Origin of the sequence: Flavobacterium sp. NRK F10 (genome assembly GCF_024054235.1) — a bacterium.
Classification (GTDB): domain Bacteria; phylum Bacteroidota; class Bacteroidia; order Flavobacteriales; family Flavobacteriaceae; genus Flavobacterium; species Flavobacterium sediminis.
In genome coordinates this window covers 3203796-3213198 of the sequence record NZ_JAMXLC010000001.1, presented here as the reverse complement: position 1 = coordinate 3213198, position 9403 = coordinate 3203796, and the positions used below count along the sequence as shown (strand labels likewise).

At 34.5% G+C, this 9403-nt stretch carries 8 protein-coding genes; all 8 read right to left on the bottom strand.

Translation table 11 applies throughout. From position 1 onward, the window contains the following. Positions 1-231, bottom strand: a 231-nt coding sequence (locus NHF50_RS14645) for a DUF6705 family protein (protein ID WP_374672839.1), incomplete at its 3' end; no start/stop codon positions are given. Between the two features lie 89 nt (positions 232-320). Beyond that, the gene (locus NHF50_RS14640; RefSeq protein ID WP_252777137.1) at positions 321-899 is read right to left on the bottom strand and encodes a DUF6705 family protein; all 579 of its coding nucleotides are present in this window, start codon (positions 897-899) and stop codon (positions 321-323) included. After that, positions 899-1471 (bottom strand): DUF6705 family protein, encoded by a 573-nt coding sequence (locus tag NHF50_RS14635; protein ID WP_252777136.1) that lies wholly within the window; start codon positions 1469-1471, stop codon positions 899-901. The genes NHF50_RS14640 and NHF50_RS14635 overlap by 1 nt, the downstream gene beginning before the upstream one ends. A gap of 11 nt (positions 1472-1482) precedes the next feature. Beyond that, complete coding sequence (locus tag NHF50_RS14630) at positions 1483-2937, bottom strand: hypothetical protein (RefSeq protein ID WP_252777135.1); 1455 nt, start codon at positions 2935-2937, stop codon at positions 1483-1485. Between the two features lie 385 nt (positions 2938-3322). Continuing rightward, complete coding sequence (locus NHF50_RS14625) at positions 3323-5500, bottom strand: T9SS type A sorting domain-containing protein (protein ID WP_252777134.1); 2178 nt, start codon at positions 5498-5500, stop codon at positions 3323-3325. Between the two features lie 226 nt (positions 5501-5726). Next, positions 5727-6650, bottom strand: a complete 924-nt coding sequence (locus NHF50_RS14620) for an alpha/beta hydrolase (protein WP_252777133.1) — start codon at positions 6648-6650, stop codon at positions 5727-5729. After that, the gene (locus NHF50_RS14615; RefSeq protein ID WP_252777132.1) at positions 6643-7410 is read right to left on the bottom strand and encodes a rhamnogalacturonan acetylesterase; all 768 of its coding nucleotides are present in this window, start codon (positions 7408-7410) and stop codon (positions 6643-6645) included. The genes NHF50_RS14620 and NHF50_RS14615 overlap by 8 nt, the downstream gene beginning before the upstream one ends. Before the next feature lie 10 nt (positions 7411-7420). Next, positions 7421-9349, bottom strand: coding sequence for a pectate lyase (gene pelA / locus NHF50_RS14610; protein WP_252777130.1), 1929 nt, complete (start codon positions 9347-9349; stop codon positions 7421-7423). Positions 9350-9403 lie beyond the last annotated feature (54 nt).

Here is a 9403-nt window from a genome sequence, read left to right as displayed (position 1 = left end):
ACGTCCGTTAAACTGCAATGTTTTTTTTACCAACACTACTTTAAAACTGGTATTAGTAGTAATGTCAGAATAAATATAAGTTCCTTCAAAAGGATCCAATAAGTTGTTTACATCTTTATAATAAGCATTAGCTGTAGAAAAACCATCATTGTTCAGTAAGTCAATTACAGGAGTCTGGCTAAAACTATAAGTTGAAATAAAAAAAACGAATATTAAAATATATCTTTTCATAAAATTAAGATACTGATAGTGTTTTGATGAATTATTGCTTAATAAGGGTTAACTTTAACTCTGTAAATGGTCTAATAAAAATCCTTAGATTAATCCACTTTTGTTAAAATACAATCCGTAGGAACTACAAACGTATCATAGTTTTCAATTTTTGTCAGATCGCTTTCCAGTTGCCAGTGTGCCTGTAAAGGTGTACTTCCTAAATTGATGATCTCAAAACCGAAACTACCATACAGTACACCGGTACCGTTATTAGCATTGAAATCTATAAAAGTACTCCCGAAACTAATATTATTATAAGCCATTGCATACATTACAGTAGTAGATGTTTGCCCACTTTGCGGAAAATACTTAACGGAATTGTAAAGGATCTGTTCATTTGGAGTCCCGGCATCCTGAATGATTAAATATTTACCATAAATTTCATCAACATAACTATTGTATTCATTTAATAATGGCATATGTGTTTCTTTCCATAATATCAATCTGAAAGTAATGTTATTACTTGTATTTTCCCAGATCCCCACAAAGTTCTGGTAATTATTATCGATATCTTTAAAATATTTATTGTTATTCTCGCCTTGATTATAAGTAGTGATATTAACAACTGTTTGTGCTTTACAACTGATAAAGAATAAAGCGCATAGTATAAGGATTGTATTTTTCATTAATCCACTTTTGTTAAAATACAATCTGTAGGAACCACAAACGTATCATAGTTTTCAATTTTTGTCAGATTACTTTCCAGTTGCCAGTGTGCCTGTAAAGGTGTATTTCCTATATTAATGATCTCAAAACCAAAACTACCTTCTAAAACACCAGTGCCATTATTTGCATTGGTATCAGTAAATGCCCCACTAAAAGCAATGCCATTGAGAGCAAAAGCAATCATAATATTATTAGATGTGTAGTTATTTTGTGGGAAGTATCTAATAGAATCATATAAAAGTTGAATTAAGCCATCCTCATTAGTTGAAAAAATTAAATACCTTGCGTGTAACTCATCCACATAAAAATTGTTGCTATATAAGATATTATCTTCTTTCCAAATAATTAATCTAAAAGTAATATTATCAGTAGTATTCTCCCAGGTTCCCACAAAATTTTGATAATTGTTGTCAATATCTTTAAAATATTTGTTGTTGTTGTCTCCCTGATTTAAAGTGTTAATATTAACAACTGTTTGTGCTTTACAACTGATAAAGAATAAAGCGCATAATATAAGGATTGTATTTTTCATGCTATTTAATTTTATAAACACGGTGTTTTATCAATGTTTTTTGTTCGGTCATTGTATTCTACAATTTCAAAGTTAGTAAAATTTGAATTTGCTTCGTATAAGGTTGCTCCCAGGTTATTGTTCTGTATAAACTGTAAAAAAGCCTTTTCATCTGCTAAATTATTTGTGTTATTTTCTTTTATTACAGGGTTTCCTTTTTTAGCTGGGTCATAATAAATGTTCATTTCTCTAGCTCTCTTTTTGCCTATTTCAATATCAAATTCTGCATCAGATGCTGTAGCAAAAAATTTTGTAAAAGCTGAAGGATTTTCTATTGTGAGTGCATAGTAAGTCCCATCTGCTGTGGCTAAAAAGGCAACAAACTGGCTATTGTCTACCATATCGTTTCTTATCATTCCGGCAATACCTACTAAATCATTCCAAGAGAAAATAGAATACGTTGAATTAGCCGGACTATTATGAGTATGAGCCATCATAATGTATTTTTGAGAACCTTGTGTTGCAGGGAAACTCACTTCTCCGGCAGCAGTGGAAGGAGGTGTCTGCACTACGCTTCCTGTTAATTTATACCTGCCCCACTCCGTTGAATCAGCAGTTTTATTGCTCATATTTGAAATTTCAGTCTGAATTTCCGGCAACCCTAATAAATTATTTATTTTGGTGCAATTTTTATCTACCAAAGGCGGACTTCCTGATATAGGTGAAGTATTGACGGAACCACTACCTCCGTTACTACCGGAATAAGTAGAATCGTCAGTATTTGTCGTCGTTGTAGTTCCCGAATCTCCGGTACCTCCCCCGCCCTCGACATAAACCATGGTACAACTGGCTCCTTGGTAGATCCAGCCGTATTCATATAAAGGACCTCCCGTTAAGTCTCCTTCATGGTATTCAACAACACCCCACACATAGTTATCTGTACAAACATATTCGTAATGAGGCGCTTCCATTTTAGCATCCGGATTGGTATAAAGTGCCGGATCTAAATCGAGTAAATAGAATCTTTCATTAAGTTGCTGTACTTCGCTTAATGACATGTTTTTCATGGAATCTATGGGAACGCCATAATCTACCAATATAGCTACTGTGCTTACAGAATCGATCTTAATCACTAAATTTTCAGAAGTGTAATTTTGGCTGTCACGAATAATCGGAAAAGTATAGGTCTGTGACAAACCGTCGTCTATGAAAACAGCAAAATCTGTATTGATCGTAAAGTCATAAATGGTATCGTGTATTATTTTACTATTTAAAGCAGCATTGTGCTTAAACAGTTCAATTCTTGAGAATTTGTCGCTTACGCTTTTATTTTTAAAAGCTTCATCATAAGAGATCTTTCTGACGACTAATCCGTTAGAAGTATTTAAGGCTGTAATTTTCTTCTCATGGTCATCGTACTCACAATGGACAAAAGAAAGAATTAAAGCGCTAAAGAGGGCAAATAGCGAGAATTTCTTTAATGTCATAAAAACATGTTTTAATTGTTACTATTAAGTTTAAATGGTATAAATCACCCGAAACTTACCCTAGTAGTATACAGTATTCTTAAACTGTACAAAGCACATCGGTTGTGTTAACCGATCTGCCATTTCATTCTGTATATGATCGCTGGTACTCTTTCGGGTACTTTTATATTTATGGAGTAAATATATTTTTTTTTACTAAATGTTGTGAGAAAAATTGAAATTTTAACACTTGATATATTTTTTCTGTAATCTATGTTAAATTTCCTCTATTAAAAGAAACTGCACTGTAAAAAAGGTAATAATAATTGTAGACAACAGCCTAAATGCTGTATTTTATAATCTAAAAATAAACCCGATGCAGTTGCATCGGGTTTATATAATCACTTTATTCTTTGATAAATATTTTTGTTTCGCTCGTACTTTCGGAAGCTAATTTTAAAATATAGGTTCCTTTTGCTAAAGAATCTATGTTTATTGTATTGTGTGTTGTTATATTATTCCTTTTCAACACTTCTACTCCTGACATATTAACGATACTTAGACTATTATAATTTTTTGTTTCAGGTATCTCAATATTTAATACACTTTGAGAAGGGTTCGGATAAAGGCTTACTAATGAAACAGATTCCTTAACTGTTTTGGTATCGTCAAACTTTGAAGTTGAAGAACCGAATTCGATCCAGTCAATATCAGCACTTTCTCCGTCAGAATTAGTTGTCAATTGAATAACATTAGTACCACTGTTTAAAGTAACCGACATAGAAACAGTAGCAAAGGCTGATGATGACGTTTCCGGTAACGTTAAAGTTTGATTAGAACCATTATTTACAGCGATGAATACCGAAGAATTCATAGTGCTTTTTCGGGTATATCTCAACGTTAACTGGTATGTCCCGGAACTGGCAGGTGCATAATTCCAAACAATTTGCTTTCCGGCTGAATTAGCCAGATTAATAGCATTACCATTATCTGCGTTAGAATAGGCTTTCAGAGAGCCATCATACGATATCGTTCTGGAGTCATTGTCTTCTATTCTGTTTCCGGAAGTTGTCCCTCCTCCCGAACTCCCGCTAGGTGTAGCTGAAGCAGCATTTGAATTAATACTCGCATTTGCTTTGATCCAATAATAATAAGTCGTACCCGCAGTCGCAGAGTTATCAGTATATGAACGGGTACTTGTACTAACCTGAGCAATTCGTGTTCTTCCGCTCGGGTCTGAATCTGTATCTCTATATACTTCTAATCCGGTAACTGTTAAATTGTTAATTGTCCAATTTAAGTTTACTAAACTATTTCCGGCACTTGCCGTTAAAATGATTTCTGCCGTTCCGCCTCCTGAACTTGCTCCTGATTCTATTGCTCCTAAATCCGGACTACTTCCGTTATATGTTATCCCGGAACTTGTAACACCGGCATCTATTAAATCACTTCCTGATTGTAGATTAAGAAAGCCGTTAGATGTTGGATGTGCATTAGATCCCATAGACAATGTAACAAAGTCAGAACTGTTTACCGTAAAACCTCCTGTAGCTCCTACAAATGAATTAGGTGCTGATGTATCTCCTCTTAAACGGTCGTTGGTAGAATTTTCGAATGATACATTGTTCTTGAATATATGAGTTGCACCATCTCTGGTATGCCAATTATAGCCGTCGTTATCGTATGAAGTATTGTTTGTAAATTCAATGCTACCGATATTTCCATTATCCGTAAAACCGTGTTTTCCGTTTTGAAAAGCAATACAGCGACGCACTATATGATTAACCTGATGAGCCGAAGAGCCTAATTTATAACCGTTTTTATCTCCTCCTCCGGAAGTAACACCATCTGTAAGACTACCATTATGATGTGCAATACAATTCTCAATAGTAACAACACCTATGGCTCCTGTGTCTGTTTTACTGTATAAATCCCAACCGTCATCAATATTATGGTGGGATACACAATTTCTGAAAATATTACCTGTTCCGACAGTTAATTTGGCAGCAAAACCATCTGCATTTTCATTTGTACTATCTTTATTATCATACGATTCGCAGCCTAAAACCAAATTATTAGATGGCCACTGACTGATAGTGGTAGCCGAACTACTATATCGGCTTAATTGCAGACCTGTATCATGGTTCTTTCTAAAGATACAATTCTCAATAGTATTGTTATTACCGGATAACAACATTCCGTTATCTCCGGCTTTTTCAATGGTAATCCCTTTCCAGTGCCAATAGTCACCATCAAGGACTATTCCCCTATTTGAACTACTTTCTGTATCGTTAAAGCTTAGAACAGGTATTTCACTTGCATAAGCATAAACATGGATATTCGCTGAAGACGTACCGTTAGTTGTTATAACTATAGGAGAAGATGCCATAGTGTATATACCACCTCTTAAATAAATATAATCTCCGGGTGAGACTACACTTAAAGCTTGGTTCAATGTTGCAAAGGGACTACTGATCGTACCTGAATTAGAGTCATTGCCATTTGGTGCTACATAGTAATCTGTAGCAAATGCTGTTATGCTTGAAAAAAGAAATACAAGCATAAATGAAAAAATATTTTTCATAGTATTGGTTTAAAAGTTTTGGTTGTATAAAATAGTTTTTGAACCTATAACTGAATTATAGATTACAGATCATTTCAAATGAGACAACCATACTTAAGGTATTTTTCCTCTCGGAAACCACTGAATTAAAAGAATAAAGTTCATAACCATTTAAAATTTAATTAAATGGTTAGTAGCAGTAGATCAAGTAATTAATTGTAATCGATTACAGTTAATAGCAAAATTTTTATTCTTTAAAATTGTTTGTTTGAAGCCAAATTTCACATTGCTTAGTCCAAAACAAACTGGTAGCAACTTTTCCTAAACCGAAACCATGTCCGCCTTTTTCATAAAGGTGTAGCTCAACTGAAACATGGTTTGCTTTAAGTTTCCTATAATAATTGATACTATTCTCAACAGGAACCGCTTTATCGTCAGTAGCATGAACTATAAAAGTTATTGGTGTTGATGTATCGGTGTTTTTTTCATTTGAAAAGTATTCAACAGTATCTATGGATGGCGAACACCCTAACAAATTATTTCTGGAACCTTGGTGTGTAATCCCCTCTTCCATTGAAATTACAGGATAAATCAAAATCGAAAAATCAGGTTTAGCACTCACCGAATCTGTTATATTATACACCATATCCCTATAATGTGTAGCCAAGGTAGAAGCCAAATGTCCACCCGCCGAGAAACCTAAAATTCCTATTTTATCTTCTTGAATATTTAATTCTTTCGCATGACGTCTTGCATAACGCATAGCTTCTTGAGCATCTTGCAAAGGACCAATGGTTTTATCTTTCATAATTGCATCAGAAGGTAATCGGTATTTTAAAACAATAGCTGTAATGCTTAGTGTATTCAACCATTTGGCAACTTTATAGCCTTCTTTATCTATGGACAAATGAGCGTAACCACCACCCGGACAAATAATTACAGCCGTTCCGTTTGGACTTTTAGGTTTAAAAATCGTTAGTGTAGGTTTTACAACCTGACTCACTTTTACTAAAACAGAATCTTTAATCGTTTGAATTTCAGTATATTTTGAATTAGAAATAGCATTCGGAATTTTTCCTTCCCATAACGCTACTTCGGTTACTTGCGCTGTTAATCCATTGGTTAAAACCAAACAAAATAGCAATACCATATTTTTCAAAATTTTATTCATTTTCTTTGGTAATGAAATCTTGTAAAGCCGGAACTTTTTGACCTAATTCTTTAACGATACGTTTCGCAACTTCTGTCGCGCCTAATTTAGACAAATGCGTATTATCGTCTTTTCCTTCCGGATAATACGAAATTTCACCCGGCAAAAAATGAAGATGTAACTTTTTAGACTGTTCAACCCCATATGACTCTTCTAACTGTTCTGTTAGATACTGAGCATCAACCAAAGGAACATTGTATTCTTGTGCCACCAAACGAACGACCAACGGATAAGCACCGTGCGTGTCTACCAAAGTTCCGTTTTCGTTAAAATTTCGTCTCACAATTGACGTTAACAAAACCGGAATAGCTTCTTTACTTCTGGCTTCTTGTACAAATTGAATTAAATTGTTTCGATACGCCGTGTACGGATTGGTATAACGCTTGGGATCATTCTCTTTTTGATCGTTGTGACCAAATTGAATAAAAACGTAATCTCCTTTTTGCAATTGGTTATACACAGAATCCCAACGTTTCTCGTTGATGAAACTTCGTGTACTTCTTCCGTTTACCGCATGATTCTTAATCGTAACATTGGCATTGAAAAAGGATGGTAACACTTGTCCCCAACCGTGTTCCGGATTAACCTCAGGATTTTTCTTATTGGCCATTGTAGAATCACCAATAGTATGAATAGTAATGGTTGCCAGAGCCTCTTCTTGCTTTTTATTGCAGGCTACCAACAGTAAAACTGACGCTATAATGATTTTTAAAACTTTCATTTCTATTCTTTTAATCTATTTGAAACCAAGGTTTATTGATACTTTTTGATTCCGAAAATATCGTTTCTTTCGTATATTTTTTTGCTTCTTTAGCTGATAATTGGTGCGCCCACTCTACTCTATTTTTCAAATCGCTTCCTGGTCCAGAATTTTGATATTCCGCATAAAAAGACTCCTTTTCTGCATCAGGTTTTGACCAATTGTTCCAACCTTCCGGTAAAATGTGACTACCCAAAGTACAATTCATAAAAACCGTTTTAGCGTAAATGCGCCAAGGTCTTCCCAAATATACTTTATGCAAATTTTCATCGGCTGTAAGTTTACAATTTTGGAAAACAAACCCAAATTTTGCGTCTTTATCCGTTGAAGCAGCTGTTACAAACGAGTTGCTTTTACTGTGAATTTCGCAGTTTTCAAATAAAGCGGTTGCGTTTCCAAAAATAAAATCGGTAGTACCTTCAATATAACAATTTGAATACAATTGATTTCCGTTACCTGAAGCATATAGTGTATCTTGGTTGCCCAAAAGATTGCAATTCACAACTTTTACGCGATTTGAAGTAACTGATAAAGCAATGGCTTGACCAACTTCCCCTGAAGTATTAGCAATTGTCAAGTTTTTTAGCACTGTATCGTCTGCTTCAACTAACATCGTATACGAATGAAAAGTGCTGTTTCGACCTAAATTGATCTTATCGAAATAATCGTCAAAATAAATAATCGTTTGTTCACGACTTTCCCCTACCAAAGTGATGTTCGGATTCCATTCATACACTTTAATTTTCTCTTTGTACACTCCATTTTTAATCAAAATAGTCACTCGCTCATACGGAAATGAAGGCGAATCATCAATGGCATCTTGAATACTTTTATAATCGCCAGAACCATCTTGAGCGACTACTTTTTGAAATTGGTTTTTACCTTTTTCTTTTGTATTTAAGACTTTGTTTTTTAACCAATTATCATATTTTACTAAAACCTTTTCTGGAAGATTGGTATACCAAGCATAACCTGTTCTTCTTTCCCAATCAATTTGGGATAAGGAATCTTTTTTAACACCATCTCTACCACAGAAAAAAGGTGCATTGGTTTGCAAATCCATGAAGCGTGCCCAAATGGGATTTACTTCTTTGGTTTGCACTACAATTTTATCTTTTAACGATCCGTCTTCCGCGTAAACAGCTTCAAATTTAGTTTTTGGCAATTGGGTATTTTGAAACCAATATACCGCATGATTCACCGCATTAATTACTTCGTAAGAAGGATTTTCTAAACTCATTAAAAGCAAAACAATATTAGCCGATTCGTATCCACTTAACGATGGTAATTCGTAAGCACGAGCTTTTGCGGGTTCCAACGTATTTTCGTCATGTTGTGCACACCAAGCCGTTAAAAGTCCGTTTTGTTTGTACTGCGTGGCCAAAATACAGTTGATTCCCTTATCGAAAGCCGTTTGTATGTTTTGAAAATGAGTTTCCGTTAGAAAAGCATATTGATCTTTATGATTGGTAATATCTTGAAGAAACTTCAACACGTTTACCATGGCGTCATCATTGTACGTTATATGCGTGTAATAGCCTTTTTGTAACGGATAAAATTGAGGCCAACCTCCGTTTTGATATTGAGCTTCCAACAAATAATTTAACCCCGAAATGATGGCTTTTTTATAGCTTTCCTTCGGAAAATGAGCATATACTTTGTGTAAAAAAATCAATTCCTGAGTGGTAGCTCCATTATCAATAGTAGAACCTTTGTTTTCCGTTTTTAGTTGTTCCAATTTCTTTTTATCATCATTAGTCAAGGCATGATGCATTTCGATATTTTTGGGCCAACCGCCACTATTTCTTTGGTATAAAACCACTTGATCTGCAATTTCAGAAGCTTCTTTCGTTCCAAACCAAGCGGATTCACTTTTAAAAATGACATTTTTCCACTTCATACTTTGTGTTTGCGCGCTCAGCCATAAAGTGAAAAATGTCAATATAAAAAGACT